This window comes from Martinezella sp. CNPSo 3957 (genome assembly GCF_057784395.1).
This window is the reverse complement of sequence record NZ_JBXSOU010000001.1, coordinates 211,786-232,633: the sequence shown is the minus strand read 5'-3', so window position 1 is coordinate 232,633 and position 20,848 is coordinate 211,786. Positions and strand designations below refer to the sequence as shown.

At 58.2% G+C, this 20,848-nt stretch carries 18 protein-coding genes and 2 pseudogenes; 12 read left to right on the top strand and 8 right to left on the bottom strand.

Annotated elements, in window-relative coordinates; all coding sequences use genetic code 11:
* Positions 1-3: 3 nt before the first annotated feature.
* From AC13QE_RS01095 to AC13QE_RS01080, 4 genes are all read right to left on the bottom strand, one after another.
* A complete protein-coding gene (locus AC13QE_RS01095) occupies positions 4-894 on the bottom strand; it encodes a dihydrodipicolinate synthase family protein (protein WP_488482209.1) in 891 nt (296 codons plus the stop codon).
* 16 nt (positions 895-910) lie between these two features.
* Complete coding sequence (locus AC13QE_RS01090) at positions 911-1,603, bottom strand: amino acid ABC transporter permease (RefSeq protein WP_488482208.1); 693 nt, start codon at positions 1,601-1,603, stop codon at positions 911-913.
* Positions 1,604-1,673: 70 nt separating this feature from the next.
* Positions 1,674-2,510, bottom strand: a complete 837-nt coding sequence (locus tag AC13QE_RS01085; protein WP_488482207.1) for an ABC transporter substrate-binding protein — start codon at positions 2,508-2,510, stop codon at positions 1,674-1,676.
* A 106-nt stretch (positions 2,511-2,616) separates the two neighbouring features.
* On the bottom strand, positions 2,617-3,264 hold the full coding sequence (locus AC13QE_RS01080) for a GntR family transcriptional regulator (protein ID WP_488482206.1): 648 nt from the start codon (positions 3,262-3,264) through the stop codon (positions 2,617-2,619).
* 110 nt (positions 3,265-3,374) lie between these two features.
* Between AC13QE_RS01080 and AC13QE_RS01075 the strand changes: the two genes are divergently transcribed.
* A complete protein-coding gene (locus AC13QE_RS01075) occupies positions 3,375-4,043 on the top strand; it encodes a GntR family transcriptional regulator (protein ID WP_132720970.1) in 669 nt (222 codons plus the stop codon).
* A 188-nt stretch (positions 4,044-4,231) separates the two neighbouring features.
* Here the strand turns inward: AC13QE_RS01075 and AC13QE_RS01070 are convergent, their stop codons facing one another.
* Positions 4,232-5,596 (bottom strand): sensor histidine kinase, encoded by a 1,365-nt coding sequence (locus AC13QE_RS01070; protein WP_488482205.1) that lies wholly within the window; start codon positions 5,594-5,596, stop codon positions 4,232-4,234.
* Positions 5,589-6,254: a response regulator transcription factor gene (locus tag AC13QE_RS01065; protein WP_488482204.1), complete on the bottom strand. Its 666-nt coding sequence runs from the start codon at positions 6,252-6,254 to the stop codon at positions 5,589-5,591. Before AC13QE_RS01065 ends, AC13QE_RS01070 begins: the two co-directional genes overlap by 8 nt.
* A 100-nt stretch (positions 6,255-6,354) precedes the next feature.
* On the opposite strand from AC13QE_RS01065, the gene AC13QE_RS01060 reads away from it, so the two are divergent.
* From AC13QE_RS01060 to AC13QE_RS01045, 4 genes and pseudogenes are all read left to right on the top strand, one after another.
* Positions 6,355-7,134 carry an ABC transporter ATP-binding protein gene (locus tag AC13QE_RS01060; protein ID WP_488482203.1) on the top strand — a complete coding sequence of 260 codons (780 nt, stop codon included), beginning with the start codon at positions 6,355-6,357 and terminating at the stop codon, positions 7,132-7,134.
* A 13-nt stretch (positions 7,135-7,147) separates the two neighbouring features.
* On the top strand, positions 7,148-8,014 hold the full coding sequence (locus AC13QE_RS01055; RefSeq protein ID WP_132720966.1) for an ABC transporter permease: 867 nt from the start codon (positions 7,148-7,150) through the stop codon (positions 8,012-8,014).
* Positions 8,015-8,055: 41 nt separating this feature from the next.
* Positions 8,056-9,060 carry an ABC transporter substrate-binding protein gene (locus AC13QE_RS01050; protein ID WP_488482202.1) on the top strand — a complete coding sequence of 335 codons (1,005 nt, stop codon included), beginning with the start codon at positions 8,056-8,058 and terminating at the stop codon, positions 9,058-9,060.
* A 178-nt stretch (positions 9,061-9,238) separates the two neighbouring features.
* Positions 9,239-9,888 (top strand): annotated as a pseudogene (locus AC13QE_RS01045) (IS6 family transposase).
* 409 nt (positions 9,889-10,297) lie between these two features.
* Here AC13QE_RS01045 and AC13QE_RS01040 read toward each other — a convergent pair.
* Together AC13QE_RS01040 and AC13QE_RS01035 are read right to left on the bottom strand one after the other, a co-directional pair.
* A pseudogene (locus AC13QE_RS01040) lies at positions 10,298-10,589 on the bottom strand (IS6 family transposase); the annotation flags it as partial.
* A gap of 135 nt (positions 10,590-10,724) precedes the next feature.
* Positions 10,725-11,630 carry a helix-turn-helix domain-containing protein gene (locus AC13QE_RS01035; protein WP_132720964.1) on the bottom strand — a complete coding sequence of 302 codons (906 nt, stop codon included), beginning with the start codon at positions 11,628-11,630 and terminating at the stop codon, positions 10,725-10,727.
* Positions 11,631-11,831: 201 nt separating this feature from the next.
* Here AC13QE_RS01035 and AC13QE_RS01030 point away from each other — a divergent pair, with 201 nt between their 5' ends.
* The 7 genes from AC13QE_RS01030 (at position 11,832) to AC13QE_RS01000 (ending at position 20,738) form a co-directional block, all read left to right on the top strand.
* A complete protein-coding gene (locus AC13QE_RS01030) occupies positions 11,832-13,022 on the top strand; it encodes an ABC transporter substrate-binding protein (RefSeq protein ID WP_488482857.1) in 1,191 nt (396 codons plus the stop codon).
* Between the two features lie 169 nt (positions 13,023-13,191).
* Entirely contained in the window at positions 13,192-14,010 is an 819-nt protein-coding gene (locus AC13QE_RS01025; protein WP_488482856.1) for a carbohydrate ABC transporter permease, read from the top strand.
* A complete protein-coding gene (locus AC13QE_RS01020) occupies positions 14,010-14,861 on the top strand; it encodes a carbohydrate ABC transporter permease (protein WP_132720961.1) in 852 nt (283 codons plus the stop codon). The genes AC13QE_RS01025 and AC13QE_RS01020 overlap by 1 nt, the downstream gene beginning before the upstream one ends.
* Positions 14,858-16,948 (top strand): alpha-galactosidase, encoded by a 2,091-nt coding sequence (locus AC13QE_RS01015; RefSeq protein WP_488482201.1) that lies wholly within the window; start codon positions 14,858-14,860, stop codon positions 16,946-16,948. The genes AC13QE_RS01020 and AC13QE_RS01015 overlap by 4 nt, the downstream gene beginning before the upstream one ends.
* A 5-nt stretch (positions 16,949-16,953) precedes the next feature.
* The gene (locus tag AC13QE_RS01010; RefSeq protein ID WP_132720959.1) at positions 16,954-18,045 is read left to right on the top strand and encodes a sn-glycerol-3-phosphate ABC transporter ATP-binding protein UgpC; all 1,092 of its coding nucleotides are present in this window, start codon (positions 16,954-16,956) and stop codon (positions 18,043-18,045) included.
* Positions 18,045-19,997, top strand: a complete 1,953-nt coding sequence (locus tag AC13QE_RS01005; protein ID WP_488482200.1) for a beta-galactosidase — start codon at positions 18,045-18,047, stop codon at positions 19,995-19,997. Before AC13QE_RS01010 ends, AC13QE_RS01005 begins: the two co-directional genes overlap by 1 nt.
* Before the next feature lie 477 nt (positions 19,998-20,474).
* Positions 20,475-20,738, top strand: coding sequence for a GlsB/YeaQ/YmgE family stress response membrane protein (locus AC13QE_RS01000; protein WP_132720957.1), 264 nt, complete (start codon positions 20,475-20,477; stop codon positions 20,736-20,738).
* Positions 20,739-20,848 lie beyond the last annotated feature (110 nt).

Genomic DNA, 20,848 nt, shown 5'->3' with positions numbered 1-20,848 from the left:
TCCTCAGGCGTCGAATTTCAGGTCGAAATCCTGAACCAGTTTTTTCATGGCCGCATCCTGTTCAGCGGGTAGTGGCAGACGCGGCGGGCGCGGCGCACCGGCGCCAAAACCCATATGCCGCAACAGCGACTTCGAACCGGCGACATAGGCCTGCCCGCCGACCGCCTGAATGATCGGCAGCCAGTGCAGATAAAGGGCGCGGGCCTCGTCGAACTTCTTTTCGTCGGCCACAAGCTCGAAAATGCGCGCCATCGGCCCTGGAGCGATGTTGGAAGCGACCGCCACCCAGCCTTGCGCGCCCATGACGAAGGATTCGAAGCCGAGAATGCCGCCGAAGACCGTCATATTGTCACCTGCGAGCCGGATGATATCACGCACCCGCGTCACCTCCAGCGTCGACTCCTTGATGTAGTCGCAGCCATCGATTTCGGCGATGCGCTCGACGAGCTGCGGCCTCAAGTCGACATTAGCCGTTGCGGGATTGTTGTAGACCATGATCGGAATGGAGATCGCTGATGCGATGGCGCGATAGTGATGCACCAGTTCGTCGTCGGTCGGGGTCGAATAGAAAGGCGGAATAATCATGACGCCGTCGGCGCCCATCGCTTCTGCCTTGCGGCTCAGACGAACACATTCCCGTGTGTCTTCCGCACCGGCGCCGATCAGGACCGGTACACGGCCGGCCACGGTTTCGATAACCGTCCTTGCGACGCCGTCGCGCTCTTCCTCACTGAGCGAGAGAAACTCTCCCGTCGATCCCAATGGTATCAGCCCGTGAATGCCCTGACGAACCTGCCAGTCGGTGAAGGCGGCGAGCGCCTTCAGATCCACCGCGCCATGTTCGTCCAGCGGCGTGATCATCACGGTATAGACGCCGCGAAATTTCTTGGTCATGTCGATTATCCTGGTTCTAGCGCTTTTCGGTCATGGACAGTCGGGCGTCTGCCTGACCGAAGCGTTTCTCGATGTGGCGCTGGAAAAAATCCCAGAGCGTGGTCAAAAGGAGGTAGTAGATGGCCGCGACCGAAAAGAGCTCCAGCACCATGAAGCGTTCCTGGATGAGGACCTGAGTGCGTCGCAGAAGTTCTTCCATCGAAATGACCGAGGTCACCGACGTCGTTTTGAGAAGGCCATTGACTGAATTTCCGAGCGGCGGAATGATCACCTTGAATGCCTGCGGCATAACGATATGACGCATGATCTGCCGCTCGGTCATGCCGAGCGCCCTGGCGGCTCTCGCCTGTCCTTCAGGTACGGCTTCGATGCCCGCACGAATAATCTCCGCGAGGTAGGCCGCCTCGTTGAGCGCAAGCCCGATCAGCGCTGCCTCGACGACCGAAAAGCGGATGCCGAACTGCGGCAATGCCGTATAGATGGCGATCAGCTGGACCAGCAGCGGCGTACCGCGAAACAACCAGATATAGGCCTTGGCAACCAGCTGAACCAAACGCGCCCGCGAGCGCCGCATCAATGCCAGGGCAAATCCTAGGATCAAGCCGGCACTCAGCGAGACGACCGTCAGCCATATGGTGGTGAAGACACCCCCGAGAATGAAGGGGTTGAAGAGGTATCCGAAGAAACCCGACCAGCTCCAGAGCTGCATGAGCGTAACCTTCCGTTCGAAGCGCGCGGCCAAGCCGCGCGCAACCGTTCCAATGGACCGATCAATCCGATCAGCGACCAGGACCCTTTACGGAATAGTCTCCCGCCACCATGGGCAAGCCATATTTGTCGAACAATGTCTTCAGCGAACCATCGGCCTTCATCTCCTTCAGCGTCGCGGAAACGGCATCGGCAAGCTTGGAGCTCTTGAAAGCAAGAGCGACAGGGGCAGGATAGAGACCGCTCAGGGCGCGCTTGAAGTCACCACGCGCATCGTAGTCCTTTGCGACGGCATCGATCGATACGACCCCTTGAACCTGACCGGCGCGGAGTGCCTGATAAGCGAGGGCGAAATTGTCGAAGGTCTGGATCGTCAGGCCCTGTTTGCCCGCATCGCGCAATTCCTTGTCGAGCAGCCGCGTCTTGGTTTCCTCGAAGCCGCCGATTTCGACGCCGATCGTCATGCCGGCCAGATCGTCCTTGCCAGTGATCTTCTTGTCGTAACCCGGCGCGACGGACACGCTGATCGCCTGATCCTCGTAGGGGATCATCTGCATGATCTTTGCGCGTTCCTCGGTGAAGAAGATGCCGGTGTCGATCATGTCCCAGCGCCCGGATTGCAGGCCCGGTACCATGGCCGAGAACTCGATGCGAATATATTCCGGCTCAAGGCAGAGGCGTTTGGCAACCTCGGTGCCAAGTTCGATGCGCATGCCCTTCAAGTCGCCGCTGGAATCGACAAATTGCAGGGGCGGCAGCGTCGGGTTCGTCGACATGACGAGCTCGCCGGGAGTAATCAGATCACCTGCCGCGACCTTCGGCGTGCAGGACTGCGCAAGAGCGGCTGATGCCGTCAGGGATAGAAGCGAAGCGGCGAGCAGGCCGCGTGACATTGAAAATCGAAACATGCTGACCTCTGGAGCTATTTTTGTTATGCCCAGACACTTGCATTCATCTGGGATCCCAGTTTTATACAACACTTTCCCGTCGATGCAAGAGACGACTCAATTGCCGTCAGAAATTTGTGAGAACGCCTTGACGTACCGCCTCGAGATGACGGGTCATCGCCTGACGCGCCGCCTCAGGATCGCTGCCCGCCAATGCAGCAAGAATGCCGCGATGTTCGGCAACACCGGGTTTTGCCCGGACGACGGCCATCTGCCGTTCGAAGATCGTGGTATAGCGGCGCATTTCCCCGATCGTGGCGGCCATGAAACCATTGCCGCCCGCATTGGCGATCGACATGTGCAAGGCATCGTCGAATTGCCAGACAAGTTCCGGATCCGGCTCGGCATCCGCTTCGATCGCATCGAGCATCGCCTTCAGCGAATGCAGTGTCGCCGCCGGCATGCGCCCCGCTGCTGCTGCCGCCGCGCTCGGTTCCAGCAGCATCCGCATCGCAAGACTGTCGAGATAATCCTTCAAGGTAATGACACGCACGCACAGTACGCCCTTGTCGTTGCGGACAAGCAGCCCCTCGCCTTCGAGGCGTCCGAGCGCATGGCGCATCGGCGAGCGGGATACCGCATATCGACCTGCCAGCCGCCTTTGCTGCACCACCGATCCGCCCGCAAGCCGAGCCGAGAGAATTTCTGCCAGAAGCAGCCGATAGGTTTCCTCAGCCAGGCTTTCCTCAGCCGCGTCGTCCATCCGGTCGTCCATGTATCCCCTTTTTGCTTCTTTATGAGTTCGGCTATCATATGTAACACCAAACGCGCCAAGGAAAGCCGTTCGCTGCCAGCGGTGTCGGTTATGCGCAGAGCGAGGAAAAGGTGAGCGACATTTCAGTCTTACAGGATGCCACTTCGGCCAGCGGACAGCACAATCTCGCCTCGCTCGCATACAAGGCGGTGTCGGACATGATACGCCATCGTCGGCTCAAAGGTGGCCAGATCATCGTCGAGGCGAGGCTTGCCGAGGCCTTGGGCATTTCCCGAACCCCTTTGCGCGAAGCCCTGCAGCGACTGGAGGGCGAAGGCTTGGTCCGCAAGGGAGATGGCCGCAACTATATTGTTCGCCATGTCGATATCGGCGAATATCTGCAAAGCCTGCGCCTGAGACTTTTGATCGAACCTGAAGCAGCCGTTTTGGCGATCCCCAACATCCCGCGCCGGCAACTGATCGTCGTCAGGCGTGAAATCAACGACCTACTCGACGCCACGGCCTACCACACTGATGCTCACTGGGTATCGGATGATAATCTGCACAATCTCATTATCGACCATTGCGCCAACGCGGTGATGGCGAAAGTCTTGCGGGAACTACGCGCGACCACGCGGCTGTTTGAGATCGATCGGCTGAAGGACCGACTGAAGCCCGACTCGACGGAACATCTGCTCATAATCGAAGCGTTGGAGCGAGGCGATGTTGAGCAAACGCGCCTTGCCGTGGCCGGCCATGTCGAAAGCTTGATCAATTTCGCTCGAGAGCAATTGGAATGATTAATATGCTCTTGATGGGATATGAACGCGCAGTTCCTATACAAGAAACTCGATAGATCGGATAGTTACGCTTCTAAAGCAGCTTCGCAATAGCAGGGTCGTTGGTCCCGCTCCCTTCAAGAGCGATTTTCTTAAGGTTAGGCGGCAATCTGTGACGCACATTTCCCGCATTCGAGCTTGGATTTCGCTTATCCCGTCTGTGACGGCAGCGTTAATTGAACGACGGTGACGTTGTTTTCCCTGTGAAAGAGTAATGTGCCGTTGTGCGATCTGGCGACTTCGTAGGCGATCGTCAAACCCAATCCTGAGCCGCGTGACTTCGAACCTTTCTCAAACGGCGCAAGCAGCGATTGCGGGTCTGTTTCAAAGCCGTCTCCATCGTCGCGGATAACGACGCTTGCGCCTGCCGGAAGAGCTTCGACCTCGACTTCCAGCCTGGAGGTCGCTCCATGCGCCAACGCGTTGCTGATGAGGTTGGAAATTGCCTCGCGAAGGCTTATCGGATCGACGGGGAGCACGAGGGGAGGTGTTGCGGGCTTGAAGCTGATATCGACGTCCCTCGAGATGGAAAGAGGTATCGCTTTCGACATGACCAGCCGGACCAGCTCGTTGATATCGACTGGGTCCAGCCTGCTTGAATCGATGCGGTGCAGGATCATGGCGTGATCGAGCAATTGTCCGGTGAGCCGCCCCAGTTCGCTGTTTCTTTCTTTTATGCGCGATATCGCGTCGTTGACTGCGGTATCGGATTTGGCATGTGAAAGCATCTCGACCTGAGCGTCGAGGGCCGCAAGCGGCGTGCGCATCTGGTGTGCTGCATCCCCGATGAACCGCTGGAACATCGCCATTCGCTCAGATAATCTGCGCATGAATTCATCAATGGCCTGCACGAGATTGCGTATTTCAACCGGGGGCTCGGCATGGATTGGGGATAGATCGTCAGGGTCTCGGGATTGTATCTCCTGCTCGATCTGGATAAGCGGCTTCAGGGCAAATCGCAGCGAGAGAGCGGTCGCCGATACGGCCAGCAGGAACATCACGGCGATCACACCCAGCGCCTCGTAGGTCAGTCTGCGGGCGAGAGCGGTGCGGGCATGTATCGTCTGTGCCACCGTGATCTCCGCCCAGCCGGTCACAGCGGCATTTTCGATTTTCTTCGAAATAGTGGCCATGCGCACGGGCTGATCCGCGTAGACGCCGTCCTCGAAGACCAACTCCTTCTGCGTCGCCCGAGGCGGCGCTGTGGGGGAAAGATCCTCACTGCCGGCAACGATGATGCCGCGTGGATCGACGATGCGGTAGAAGACAAGATCGTACGCCGCAAGACCTGAGATGGCCGAGGCCGGGGGGTCCAGCGTCACGACACCGCCTTGCACAAAGACGTTTTCTGCAAATTGGACCGCACCGTTTCCAAGGAGCCTGTCATAGGCCTCCTGCGCTGCGGTACCGGCAGCGTAATAGGCTGTGCAGCCCAGAATGAAGGCTCCGCCGGCGAGAACACCGGCAACAAGCCCAAGTATTCTGACCCTGATCGATCGACCGAATTCACGCATGAACAATTTGATATCCGAGGCCCCGCAGCGTTCGGATCTCCACGGAAGAGCCACTGAGCTTCCGCCTTATTCTTGCGACGAACTGCTCGACGGCGTTGGAGCTTGGATCCTGATCGAAATTGAAAAGCTGATCGATCAGCTCCTCCTTGGAGAAAATTCTCTCCGGTCTTGAAACGAGTATTTCGAGAACGGTCAACTCCCTGCGTGTGAGGCTGAGGGGCTGACCGCCGACTGATGCCACGCGAGCCTTGCGGTCCACCACGAGGGCACCGAAAGAAATGCGGTTATCCGTCAGGCCGTCGCTGCGCCTCAACAGGGCTCGCGCTCTTGCTTCAAGCTCGCCGTAATCGAACGGCTTAGTCAGATAATCATCTGCACCGAGATCCAAAGCGCTGATCTTCTCGTTGACTTCGGAACGTGCGGTCAGCACCAAGACAGGCGTTTTTACGCGGCGAGAACGGATGTTGCGCAGGACCTCCAACCCATCGCAGCCAGGTAGGGTCAGGTCGAGGATAACCAGATCGTAGGTCTGGACGTTGAGGAGGTCGATGGCATTGGCTCCATTCGCTTCCAGATCGATGGCATGGCCGGCATTCTCCAGGCGGATGGATATCGCCCTCGCAATGTCCTCGGTATCCTCCACAATTAAAACTCGCACGCTTTCACGCCTCCCCCGCTTGAGTCAGACAAGAGTCAGAATAGCTTGCTAACGTCCAAATCGCACTAGAGGAGTTGCAGACTATATTTCGGGAGGATCGATGGACATGCTATCCACTGGCGTGATGCCGGCACCTTTGTTGCGCGTTGAAGGCGTCACCATACAATACAAGACGCCTGAAGCGTTGATCACAGCAACCCGCCGTGTGAGCTTCGATGTACATAATTCCGACCGCTTCATTCTCCTTGGACCGTCGGGTTGCGGAAAATCAACCCTGCTGAAGGCGATCGGGGGCTATCTTCCGGTGACGGAAGGGAAAATCACCGTCAAGGACCGTGCGGTCACCGAACCCGGTCCGGACCGCATGATGGTTTTTCAGGAATTCGATCAGCTGCTTCCGTGGAAGACTGTTATCGAAAACGTCACGTTCGCACTCACTGCATCTGGTCGCCTTTCAGGCGCGGAAGCGCGTGACCGCGCGGAGTCCTACATCGAAAAGGTGGGACTGACCAAGTTCATGAACAATTACCCGCATATGCTGTCGGGCGGCATGAAGCAGCGCGTGGCAATTGCACGCGGAATGGCGATGGAGCCCGACGTCCTTCTCATGGACGAGCCTTTCGCCGCTCTCGACGCCCTGACCCGCCGCAAGATGCAGGACGAGCTGCTGCGTCTGTGGGATGATACCAAATTCACTGTTCTTTTCGTCACCCACTCGATTGAAGAGGCGATCCGCGTCGGCACACGCATTTTACTGCTGTCGCCCCATCCTGGCGAGGTCAAGGCCGAGCTCAACAGCATTGCGCCGGATCAACTCGGGACTGCCAAACAGGCGGAGCTTGAGATCCGCATCAACGACATGCTGTTCGCATCACACTGACGGGGTGACCAAAATGACCGACCTTTTCACCTTCAGACCGGAAGTCATAAACGACGTGGATTCCGGTAACGCTCCCATTGTCGCCAAGTCTGTCAGTGCGTTCGAACGCGCCTATCGACTGGGTTTCCTTCGGAAAGCCTTCATCCTCCTAGTTCTGGCCGCGATATGGGAGATCTATGGCCGTTGGCTTGCCAATCCTCTCCTTTTCCCGACGTTCGGGCAGACCGTTGACGCCTTTATCGCCAATATCGTCAACGGCGTCATTCCCGATCGTATGCTCGTATCGCTCAAAACGCTGGTCATCGGCTATGGCATTGGCATCGTTCTCGCGTCGCTGCTGACCACCCTGGCGATCGGCTCACGGCTGGGCGCGGACCTACTCGAGACGTTGACCTCGATGTTCAATCCGCTTCCGGCGATTGCGCTTCTGCCTCTGGCTCTTATCTGGTTCGGCCTTGGTTCGGGCAGCGTCATCTTCGTTCTGGTTCACTCGGTACTGTGGGCGATCGCATTGAACACCCATGCCGGCTTCCGCTCTGTCTCTCCGACACTCAAGATGGTCGGCCAGAACTACCACCTCAAGCGCCTCAAGCTGGTCCGGCTCATCCTTATTCCTGCGGCCTTTCCCGCCATTCTGACTGGCCTGAAGGTGGGCTGGGCGTTCGCTTGGCGAACCCTGATCGCGGCGGAACTGGTTTTTGGCGTGTCGTCCGGTTCAGGCGGACTAGGTTGGTTCATCTACGAGAACCGCAATCAGCTTGAAACGGCAAATGTGTTTGCCGGCCTGTTCACCGTCATTCTGATCGGCCTTTTCGTCGAGAACGTTATTTTTGCAGCCATTGAGCGCAAGACGGTTCGTCGATGGGGCATGCAACACTAGCCGTCAAACGAAGAATTCATGTTTATAAGGAGGAGAAAGACATGAAACTGAAACAAGCATTCCTAGGTCTGATTGCAGCCGGCCTGCTCGCCACTGCCGCGCATGCAGAGGTCAACGAAGTCAGGATTTCCAAGGGCTTCGGCATTCTCTATCTGCCCTTGATCGTCATGGAGAACCAGAAGCTTCTCGAGAAGCATGCCAAGGAAGCCGGTCTTGGCGACGTCAAGGTTTCCTGGCTCTCGCTCGATGGTGGCAACGTCATCAACGATGCCATGATGGCCGGCACCCTGGATTTTGCCGGAACGGGTGCCCCGGGCTTCGTGACCCTATGGTCCAAGGCGAAGGGCATCCCCAACGTCGAAGTCGTCGGCGTTTCGGGCCTGAGCTCCACTTCGCTGTGGCTCAATACCAACAAACCTGAGATCAAGTCACTCAAGGACTTTACGAGCGCCGACAAGATTGCACTTCCCGGCATCAAGACATCGCTTGCCGCCGTCGTGCTGCAGATGATCGTCGCCAAGGAGTTCGGTGAAGAGAATTACGCGAAACTCGATCCTCTCACCGTTAGCCTTCCTCACCCCGAAGCGCTGGCGGCTCTTGTTGGCGGGAAAACCGAAATTGACGCACATTTCACGTCCCCTCCCTTCCAGTATGTCGAAGCAAAGTCGCCTAACATTCACCGGGTGCTGAGCTCGACTGATTATCTCGGCAACATCACGCTCGACGTCACCTTCGCGCCGAAGAAGTTCGTCGACGCCAACCCCAAGATGACGCAGGCCTTTATCGATGCTCTCGATGAGGCCAACGACTTGATTGCCAAGGACAAGAAGACGGCGGCGGAAATCTTCTCCAAGAGTTCGAAGGTCAAGGTCGAACCCGCGGATGCGCAGGAGATGATCGAGGACAAGGACGCAAAGTTCGATACGACCCCGAACGGGATCATGAATTTTGCCGACTTCATGCACCGCGCCGGCCTGATCAAGACCGTTCCAGCCAAGTGGAGCGATATGTTCGTTCCGCAGCTTGCGGATCGCAGCGGCAGCTGAGCTCCTCCCAGCGAGGGTCGAGACATTCCGATGTCTTGGCCCTCGTAAACTTTTCCACCGCGATGGAAATACGCTCGATGGGGATGTCAGGTTAACTGGAGATGAAGCTGTTGGCTGGTAGTTGGCAACCCTGCTCCAGGCCAGAGTCGGTTACAAGCGTCATCGCTACCCACTGTCTATGATCGCGCACGCATCTGGCTTTACATCCGATTTCCGTTGAGCCTGCGGCTGGTGGAAGAGATGCTATTGGAGCGCGGTATTGTCGTCTCCTATGAGACGATCCGGTGTTGGGCGAAGAAGGTCGGTCCGGATTATGCTGGACGTTTGCGGCGGAAATCGCCGAGCGCCAACGATGTATGGCACCTCGATGAAGCCGCCGTTTCGATCGGCGGCAAGAAGCACTGGCTCCGGCGCGCCGTCGATCAGGATGGCTTCGTTCTTGAAGTGCTGGTTCAAAGTCGCCGAAATGCCAAGGCGGCCAAGCGTTCGATGCGCAAACTGTTAAAGGATCACGGCCACGCGCCACGTGTGATGGTCACCGACAAGCTTCGATCCTACGATGTTGCAAAGCGCGAGATCATGCCCAGTGTTGAACATCGCTCTCACAAGGGGCTGACCAATCGGGCGGAGAATTCCCATCAGCCAACCCGGCGGCGAGAACGGATCATGAAGCGCTTCAAGTCGAAACGACATCTGCAACGCGCTTCGTTTCCATCCCTGACCCACTCCAACGTGTTCAACATTCCCCGCTCCGACATAACCTCAAGCCATTTTCGCGAACTGCGTGCGGCAGCGATGAGCCTGTGGACGCAAATCGCTCGGGTATGAACCGTGAAAGCGACTAGGCCCACCATTGCACCGCGGTCGTTAACTTTACGATGCCTCATCGCAGTGTGTTGCCTGATTTAATAAGCGGCCACAGCCATTGAATACAACATAGCATGCGATATATCTGCAGAGACGCGACGCAACTCTGGTGACCAATGGTGCGATACAATTTTCAGGTACGGGATCAATTCAAGCGCGTTTTGGCAAAGAGCCATATTGACGAAGCCGATCAATTAACGGCCTGCCGGACCGTTGCCATGGCGCTTGCCACGTTTGCCTTCAACGTGAACGCACCGCCGCGCACGTCTGTTGAACTTGAAGATTCGTTGGGCAATCGGATAGCTGTCATTACGCTGATTGTTGAGACTTGAGGGTAATTTCGTAGCCGGAGCCATGACGATGGATCCGCCACCTCGTCCAGATGCCAGATATCTTTCCGCGACGACTTCTTTCTGCGCAACCGCTTGGCATAAGCCGCCTCGAATTTACGGCCCCATCGCCGGATCGTTTCGTAAGATACGACAATGCCCCGCTCCAACAGCATTTCCTCGACCAACCGCAGGCTTAACGGAAACCGGAAATACAAACACACCGCATGGGCGCTGATCTGTGGCGGAAAGCGGTGGTTCTTGTAACTGATCGTAGGCCCGCTCATCGAGCTTAATTATCCGCCAACCGTTAACCCACCTACAACGTGACAACGCCGGCTATCCTTCTTTCATGTTTTGGCTTGAAGTGTAGAAGTCACTGTGGGTTCAGGTCCCCGCAACCAAATCCTTTCTTGTCCGCCCCGAAGCTCTAGAGACGACGGATTGGGATGAGTGGAGAAGCGGATGCTAGGTAGATGCCGCGACGACAGCACCGAAGCGGCCGCGATATTTCGCGGGCGTTGTCGAGAAGCGCTCCTCAAAAGCTTCATAGAAGCGCGACAGTGAACCAAACCCCGCTTCGAATGCGACGGCGGCTACCGGAAGGTCGCTGGAGATCAACAGCGATTGAGCCGTGTCAAGCCGATGACGCGTTATGGCCTGACTGACGGTCAGGCCCACGGTCTTCTTAAAGATAGACATTGCGTAGTTCGGATGCAGTCCCGCGGCCGATCCGACATCGATCGCCGATATCTGGCCAAGCGCATGCTCCGCAATGAAACGAATCATCTTTTCCACCCTTGGCAGGCGGTCGGGATCCTGATTGCGTGACGCTTCGATTGCGGAACCTTGTTCCCGCAGGTCTCGCCAGCCCTCGCGGGCAATCCGCCGGATGCGCGCTACGAGCTCGTCGCGGACGATCTGTTCCAGTTCAGCATCCCCGGACAACAACTCTTCGCGCCATCTCAGGAAAACGTCGCGATCATGTGCCCTGACGCTAATTGCCTCTATCAGACCACCACGAAATACAGCGTCTCGAAAGGCTCCCATGCTGTGCAAATTGACGAGCACCGACATTGGGACATAGAGGCAAACGAACGTCGTCTGCTCGGTAACATCAACGACCTGGTGCGGGATCATTCCCCAAAAGAGGCAGAGCTGCCCTTCGGAGATCTGCAGCCTACGTCCATCGAACCAATAAGTGATCCGCCCTTCGAGGACAAAGTTCAGCTCCACCTGGCTGTGCATGTGCGGACCGCTCATGCGGCGCACATCCAAGCGTTCGCCCGCACAGAAGCGATGATCGCCGAAGACGACGAGCGGATGGCGCGTCGGGCCGTCGTGAACAGGAACTGACTCGTCTTCGATCAGCATTGCAAGGGTCTCCACCACGGTTGCGATCTTAGAAAACCGGAAGCGATCTTTAATATCGCGGTAGAGGTCTACGAATTTGGATGATGAATATCAACCGCCGCGCATTGGGGGCGATGTGGTGGCCGGCGTCCGCGCCGTAACAGGTCAGTGGAGGAATACGTGACCCTTTTGAAAAATATCGGCTCGCTCGCATTAAGCTACATGCTGGTGACATCGGCGGCATGCGCCGGCGAAATCGTTCTCAATTCCGACCAATCGGATCCTGTGCCGAAGAAGGCAATGGAGCAACTGATTGCCGACTTCCAGACGAAGAACCCCGACATCAAGGTCAGGTGGAACAATTTCGATCATGAAGGCTATAAGTCTGCGATCCGCAATTTTCTCACGGCAACGCCGCCCGATGTCGTCGCCTGGTACGCCGGTAATCGCATGGAGCCTTTCGTCAAGGCGGGCCTCTTCGAAGATGTCAGCGACGTCTGGGCTGCAAACGGGCTGAGCGACCAGCTGAAGTCCGCCGCGGCATCGATGACGATCGACGGCAAGAAGTGGGGCGTCCCCTATACCTACTATCAGTGGGGCATCTATTACCGCGCCGATATCTTTAAGGATAAGGGCATTACGCCGCCAAAGACCTGGGACGAGCTGGTCGCCGCCTGCGCCAAGCTGAAAAGCGCCGGCATCACCCCATTTACGATCGGTAGCAAGGCACTCTGGCCGACCGCTGGTTGGTTCGATTATCTGGATCTGCGCGTCAACGGCTATCAATTCCACATGGATCTGACGTCCGGGAAGGTTGCCTATACCGATCCGAAGGTCAAAGCCGTGTTCGCCAAGTGGGCCGAGCTCGTGAAACCAGGCTATTTCCTCGAGAACCATGCAGCGCTCGACTGGCAGGACGCCATGCCGCAGTTCGTTCAGGGGAAGGCGGCCATGTATCTCATGGGCAATTTCGCCGTTGCCCCGATGAAGGATGGCGGGCTGAAGGAAGACCAGATCGGTTTCCTGCCGTTCCCGGAAATCACAAAGGACCTGCCTGCCGCCGAAGAGGCTCCGACAGACACGTTCCATATTCCGTCAGGCGCGAAGAACAAGGAAGACGCGAAGAAGTTCCTTGCCTACCTGGCCTCTCCAGAAGTGCAGACGAAAATGAACGCGACACTCGGCCAATTGCCGGTCAACAACCTGTCGACCAAGCCGGATGACAAATTCCTGAAGGCTGGCTTCGAGATGCTGTCGAAGGCCCAAGCTCTCTCGCAGTTCTACGACCGCGATGCTCCGCCCGACATGGCGAAGGCTGGCATGGAAGGCTTCCAGGAGTTCATGGTGAAGCCCGACAAGATCGACGCGATCCTGGCACGTCTCGATAAGGTGCGCGCCCGCGCCTACAAGTAGCCCATTCCAACGATGACCCGCTGCCGGACGTTGAAGACGTCTGGCAGCGTTCTTACTCGCATTTGCATAGGAGCAGACAGTGGGAACGAGCAGCACCGCTCTACCGGGGTTCTGGAAACGCAATCAGCGGACCTTCGCACCCTGGCTATTTCTTGCGCCGGGTGCCCTGATGTTCCTGGTCTATGTGATCCTCCCGGTCTTCCAGTCCGTATGGATCAGCTTTCACGACTGGGATGGTCTAGGCCCCAAAACCTGGATCGGCCTTGGGAATTACGTTGAGCTTTTCTCCGACGACGCCTTCTACATGTCGCTGAAAAACAACATCATATGGCTCGTCCTCTATCTGCTGGCAGTTCCGGCGGGGCTCGCTGCGGCCCTGTTCCTGAACCAGACAGTTGCCGGTATCCGCATCTACAAATCGCTGTTCTTTTTCCCCTTTGTGATCAGCCAGGTCGTTGTCGGCCTGATCTTCAGCTGGTTCTATGCGCCGAATTTCGGCTTGTTCTCGGTCCTGACCCAAGCTTTGACCGGGACGCAGGTCGCCGTGCTGGCGGATGAGCACCTCGTGACCTACGGCATCATCGCGGCCGGCCTCTGGCCGCAGATCGCCTATTGCATGATCCTCTATTTGACGGGTCTTAATAACATCAACCCGGAACAGATCGAGGCCGGGCGTATGGACGGCGCCAAAGGCTGGCATTTGTTCTGGAACATCGTCCTGCCACAGCTTCGACCGGCCACCTTCATCGCGGTGGTGGTGACGGTCATCGGCGCGCTTCGCTCCTTCGACCTCGTATCCGTCATGACAGCCGGCGGCCCTTACGGATCGAGCCGCGTTCTCTCCTATTACATGTATGAGGAAGCCCTCTCGGAATACGGGTTCCGCATGGGATATGGCGCCGCCATAGCCGTCGTGCTCTTCCTGATCATGATGATCTTCATCACCTTCTTTCTCATCCGCATGCTGAGACAGGAAAGGAATTCCTGATGTTTCCAACACCTGTCCAGAAATCCGGTCCATGGGCATCCACCGCCTACCAGATCATCCTGCCGATCGCGCTGATCATCTGGCTGCTGCCGCTGATCGGTGTCGCGGTCACCTCAATTCGCCCGTCGGGGGATTTGGCGGCCGGCAACTATTTCGGCATTCCCTCGGGCTTTGCCGGCGTGGAAAACTACACCGCCGTCTTCCGGGATTCGCCGATCGGCCACTACATCCTGAACTCGTTCAAGATTACGATCCCGACGGTGATCGGCGCGGTTGGGCTGTCCTGCCTTTGTGGTTTCGCGCTCGCCGTCTATCGCTTTAAGGGAAGCCTGGCGCTGTTCTTCATCTTCGTTGCCGGCAATTTCATTCCGTTTCAGATCCTGATGGTTCCGGTGCGCGATATGACGCTGAAGATGGGCCTCTACGATACGGTGACCGGGCTGGTGCTGTTCCACGTCGCGTTCCAGACGGGCTTCTGCACCTTATTCATGCGCAATTTCATCAAGGGCCTGCCCTTCGCGCTGATCGAGTCGGCGCGCGTCGAGGGCGTCTCCGAATGGCGGATCTTCGTCCATATCGTGTTGCCGTTGATGCGTCCGGCAATCGCGGCGCTGTCGGTGCTGATCTTCACCTTCGTCTGGAACGACTATTTCTGGGCGACCGTGCTGGTTCAGGGACAGAGCGCCATGCCTGTTACCGCCGGCCTTAATTCCCTCAACGGGCAGTGGGTTGCGGCGTGGCATCTGGTGTCGGCGGGGTCCATCGTTGCGGCGATGCCGCCGGTTCTGATGTTCTTCTTCATGCAGAGGCACTTTATTGCGGGCCTCACTCTCGGAGCGACCAAGGGATGAGCAAGACTGTTATTATCAAAGCAGGCGCGGTGTCGATGGCGCTCGGCCTGCCTGTGACTGGCGTGCCGGAGATCCTCGGCTTCGGTCGCGGGGCGCTTGCGCCGGAATTCTGGCCTGACGTTCCGCGTTCGAGCCGTGTCAACGGCATGGATATCGCCGTGCCGTCAAATGTTCTGCTGCCTGTCGGCGGGCTCGGCTTCTTCGGCTGGCCGGCGATCTCAGGGCACCGCGACGGGCGCTCATTCATCCTGGAATTCGGAAACTGGCAGGTCGAGGAAAACGACCTTGGCGTCGTCCTGAAGGCCGAGGATCCCGTCGCGGAAATCGGCTTCCAGATACGCCTCGTAGGCAACCGCACCGGGGTGCTGTCGGTTTCGACATTGCTGACCAACCTTGGTTCTGACTATTACACCCTCGATCGATGCATGGCGGCGAGCTTCCTGATGCCCGCCGGCGCGGCCGAGTTGACCACCTTTACGGGCATGTGGGGCCGGGAATTCCAGACACGCCGCACGACAATTGCTGACGGACTCTGGATGCAGGAAAGCCGGCGGGGGCGCACCTCGCATGACCGTTTCCCCTTCGCTTTCCTTGAATGCGGTGGCGAGAGGATGGGCTTCCATCTCGGCTGGAGCGGCAATCACCTGATGGCGATCGATACGCTTGATGACGGGCGTAGGCTGGTCCATCTCGGCGAGTTGTTCGAGCCGGGCGAAATACGTCTGGCAGCCGGCGAAACCTACGCCAGCCCGACGGCTTTTGCCGGCCCTGACAGCGAAGTGTTCCATGCCTTCGTGCGTGAGAGCGTGGTTGCGTGGCCGGGCGGCGAGATGAAGCCTCGGCCGGTGACGCTGAACACCTGGGAAGGCAATTATTTCGATCACCGCATGGACTCCCTGAAATCTCAGGCGGATGCGGCAGCAGCCCTCGGCATTGAGCGCTTCGTCCTCGACGACGGCTGGTTCGGCAAGCGCGACGACGATACCACCAGTCTCGGCGACTGGTTCATCGATGAGCGGAAGTATCCTGACGGACTGAAGCCGCTCGTCGACCATGTAACTTCGCTTGGCATGGAATTCGGTCTCTGGTTCGAGCCCGAAAACGTGAATCCCGAGTCCGAACTGTTTCGCGCGCATCCCGATTGGGCTCTGCAGGTCGAAGGGCGTCCGCTGCTTCTGTCGAGAAACCAGTTGGTGCTGGATCTGACGCGGCCGGAGGTCAGCGACTATCTCTTCGGATGCATGGAAGCCGTACTCTCGCAGCATGCGATCTCTTACATCAAATGGGACATGAATCGCGACCTGACCCATGCCGGCGGCGCGAATGGCCGTGCGCGGACGGCGCAACAGACGCGCGCCGTCTATGCCCTGATGGACAGGATCCGCCAGGCGTTTCCGGCAGTCGAGATCGAGAGCTGCGCATCGGGCGGCGGACGCATCGATTATGGCGTTCTACGGCACACGCATCGCGTCTGGACCTCCGATTGCACCGATGCCTTTGAGCGGCTCGAAATACAGCATGGAGCCTCGCAGTTCGTTCCGCCGGAACTTCTCGGCGCGCACATTGCTGCTTCGCCAAACCATCAGACCGGCCGCAGGCTGACCCTTTCCTTCCGGGCACTCGTTGCGCTCGCCTATCATCTAGGGGTGGAACTCAACCCGCTGACCCTCGATGCGGAGGAGAAGCGGGAGCTTAAGGGCTGGATTGCACTTCACAAGAATCTGCGCCCGCTCCTGCATGCGCCGGGCAAGCAGTTCCGCCTGCAGCCGCTTGATGGACGTTACGTCTGGGGTGCCGCGGACGAGAGCCGTATCGCCGCTTTCGTCGCTCAAGGCCCGCAAATGGTCGGCGAGCAGCCGGCACCGATTCGCCTGCCGGTCGGTGGTGACGGTACCGGCGAGTGGCGCGTGAAAGCGATCCATCCCGCCGAGCCCGAGTTCATCCGGATATCGGAAGGCGAACAGCGGCTTCTGAATGGTGAACTGACGTTCAGCCTCGATACGCTCCGGCATGTCGGCTTGCCGCTGCCGATGCTTCGACCTGAGAGCGGGCTTCTTCTTGAATTCGAACTAGTGACGGGAGACTAAGTCTCATGGGGAATGTAACCCTTAATCGCGTGACCAAGCAGTTTGGCGCTGCCAGCGTCATCAAGGGAGTCGATCTGGCGATCGAAGACGGTGAGTTCTGCGTCTTCGTCGGTCCGTCGGGCTGCGGCAAGTCCACGCTTCTGCGCATGATTGCAGGGCTCGAGGATATTTCCTCCGGGGAATTGAAGATCGGCGGCGATGACATGACCAGCGTCGGCCCCGCCGAGCGCGGCGTCGCCATGGTGTTCCAGAGCTACGCTTTGTACCCGCACATGACGGTCGCTGAAAACATCGGTTTCGGCCTGCGAATGACCGGCCATTCCAAGGATGAGGTTGCCCGCCGCACTGATGCCGCCGCGGAGATGCTGCAGTTGAAGTCCATGCTCGATCGCAAACCGTCCCAGCTTTCGGGCGGCCAGCGCCAGCGCGTTGCCATTGGCCGCGCCATCGTCCGTAATCCGCAGGTATTTCTCTTCGACGAGCCGCTCTCCAACCTCGATGCCTCGCTCCGGGTGCAGATGCGCACGGAGATCAGCAAGCTGCATCGGGATATCCGCACGACGATGATCTACGTCACCCACGATCAGGTCGAGGCTATGACCATGGCCGACAAGATCGTTGTACTGCAGGGCGGACTGGTCGAGCAGGTCGGGTCGCCGCTGGAACTTTACCATCAGCCAAAGAACATCTTCGTCGCCGGCTTCATCGGTTCGCCGAAGATGAATTTCCTGAAGACCAAGGCCTCGCCGGCCGGCGGTGGCGTGAAGGTCGATCTTCCCGGTGGCCAGTCGATCATGCTCCGGGGCGGTTCGGCGAAGGAAGGTCAATCGGTTACTCTCGGCATCCGCCCCGAGCACCTCGATCGAAGCGAAGGCGGTGATGCGACGCTCCAGGGCAAGGTGCGTCTTGCGGAATATCTGGGCTCGGAAACGATGTTCTACATCGAACTTGCCGACGGCACCGAGATTGCGGTGAAGGCGGATGGCCTGGCGCAGGCCAAGCACGGCGACGATTTTTCCATCCATATTCCTGCGGCTGCCTGCCATCTTTTCGACGATGCTGGCAATGCCATCCTTAACGGAGATCTGACGAAATAATGCTTGGCGTTTGCTATTATCCGGAACATTGGCCTGAAAGCTGGTGGGAAAAAGACGCGCGTCGCATGCGGGCGCTTGGTATCTCCTATGTGCGCATCGGTGAATTTGCCTGGTCGCGCCTTGAGCCGACGCGCGGCTCTTTCGATTTCGGCTGGCTCGACCGGGCGATCGACACGCTGGCGTCCGCCGGCCTGAAAGTCGTACTCGGCACGCCGACCGCCACGCCGCCGAAGTGGCTGATGGACGAATATCCAGAGATCGCGCCGGTGGACGAGCAGGGTAGGGTGCGGGGCTTCGGCTCGCGCCGTCACTATACGTTCTCGTCGGAGATCTGGTGGAAGGAGTCGGAACGTATAGTCGACACCGTCGCGAAGCGCTATGGCTCGCATCCGGCTGTTGTCGGTTGGCAGACCGACAACGAATACGGATGCCACGATACGAGCCTGTCCTGGGGTGCCGAAGATCTGAAGGCATTTCGCCGCTGGCTTCGCCTCCGTTATCAGTCGGCACAGCAATTGAACGAAGCCTGGGGAAGCGTCTTCTGGTCGATGGAAGTCCAGAGCTTCGAAGACGTCGTCCTGCCCAACCTGACCGTGACGGAGACGAACCCCGCTGCGCGGCTCGACTTCTGGCGCTTCCATTCCGATCAGATCGCGGCTTACGATCGCATGCAGTGCGACATCATCCGGAAGTACTCCCCGAACCGTTGGATCACTCATAATTTCATGGGTTTCGTCAACGATTTCGATCATTGGAAGGTCGCAGAGAACCTGGACCTTGCGTCGTGGGATTCCTATCCGATCGGCTTCGTGGAGAAGTTTCCCTTTAGCGAGGAAGAGAGGACGCGCTGGGCGGAGACATCCCACCCAGATATCGCCGGCTTTCATCACGATCTCTATCGAGGCGTCGGCAATGGCCGGTTTTGGATCATGGAGCAGCAGCCGGGGCCGGTGAACTGGGCGCCGTGGAACCCGGTACCCAAGCCGGGGATGGTGCGCTTGTGGAGCTGGGAAGGTCTTGCTCATGGAGCCGAGGTCGTCAGCTATTTCCGCTGGCGCCAGGCACCGTTCGCGCAGGAGCAGATGCATGCCGGCCTGAACCTGCCGGGTCTCGACGAACTTTCGCCGGGCGGCAAGGAGGCCGAAATCGTCGGACGCGAGATCGATGCAGTGGGTCCGTTGCCGGACGCCGTTCAGGCACCCGTCGCAATCGTCTACGACTATGAAAGCTACTGGTCCGCCGTCATTCAGCCGCAGGGCAAGGACTTCCGCTATGAAGAGCTGGCATTCCGCTGGTACGAGGCGATCAGAAAGCTCGGGCTCGATGTCGATTTCGTCCGGCCCGGTCATTCGCTGAAAGGTTACAAGCTTGTTCTCGTTCCCTGCTTGATGCATGTATCGGATGTGGCGCTGGCTGCATTCGAGGAGGCTGATGGGATCGTGCTGTTCGGTCCGCGGACCGGATCGCGGGATCGCAGTTTCCGCATTCCGGCCAATCTTCCGCCTGGGCCGATCGCCGAACTCACCGGCGTTAGGATCACGCAAGTTGCTTCATTGCGTCCGGGGCTGAGCGTCTCTGTTGTCGGCGCGTTCATCGGCCAGTCGACAAGATGGCGTGAGTATCTTGAGGCGACGGCGGATGCCGTCGTCGAAGCGGTGTTCGAAGATGGAGGCCCCGCGTTGATATCCAACGGACGATACCATTATCTCGCCTGCTGGATTGAAGGTCTACCGCTTACCGAGCTGATGGTGCATCTTGCCAACAAAACCGACATGAAAGCCGGTATGCTGCCTGATGCCATACGCTATCGCCGCGCTGGCAACCTGACGTTCGCGTTCAACTACGGCCCCGACGCCTGGCTCGTTCCCGAGCAACAGGACTTTGTGTTGGGTGGAAGAGAAATCCCCCCATTTTCCCTCTCAGCATGGAAAGCTTCTTCCACTGGTTCCTAGAAAGGGAGCTGGAGCAGAAACCTAGCCGTAGTGGGTGGCGGAAATCTGCCGGAACGGCATTATCGATGCGGGCGATGTCACGTTGTCCGCGTAATCCCCGAGGAGACGCTTGTGGGCGAGTTTACGCAGTTGCGCGGGGGATGGGTTTCCACTGCGCCATTGCGCGAACGTCAATGAACGGTGGAGCATAAAGGCTCTTCCATTTCAGGGAGCCCGTCAAGTTCGTCCGGACAGCCGGCCAATGTTCCTTCAGCTCGCGGCTGGTTGACGCTCAGCCGCCAAGATTCAGTGATTGGCTCAAGATCGAGCAGCCGGACGAGGGGTGCCTGATTTGAAAAAGATGACTAATGTCACTTGCATGTCGGAATGCTTTGTTTACCAACGGGGCGTGCAAATATGACGGGGAATGTTGTTGAAGTGCGGGCTAAGCGCTCGCCGTGACAGCAGCCGCTCAAGGTGTCTGGCAAGGAGAGACGTATGCATTTCATCATCGCGCTCATCATGGGCGGATTCATCGGCTGGGTCGCCGGCATGATTATGCGGGGCGGGGGCGGCATCGTCTGGAATGTGCTGGTCGGCTGCCTCGGTTCGATTGTGGGACGATTCCTATTGGGTAGGTTCTCGGATCAGGGGCATCTCACGGAGAACCCGTTCGATCCTAAGACGCTTGTCGTCGCACTCGTTGGGGCCATCGTATTGCTGGCAATATACAATCTTATCAGGCGCGGAGCGGTGCGATGATGCCTGCTCGGGGTCATGCGGCTGTCACGAATAACAGCATGTGAAATTGGACTGAGGGCATCTTTCGCCCGAAAGTACAACGTGGCCGGTTGATTTGCGGAGAATTACAG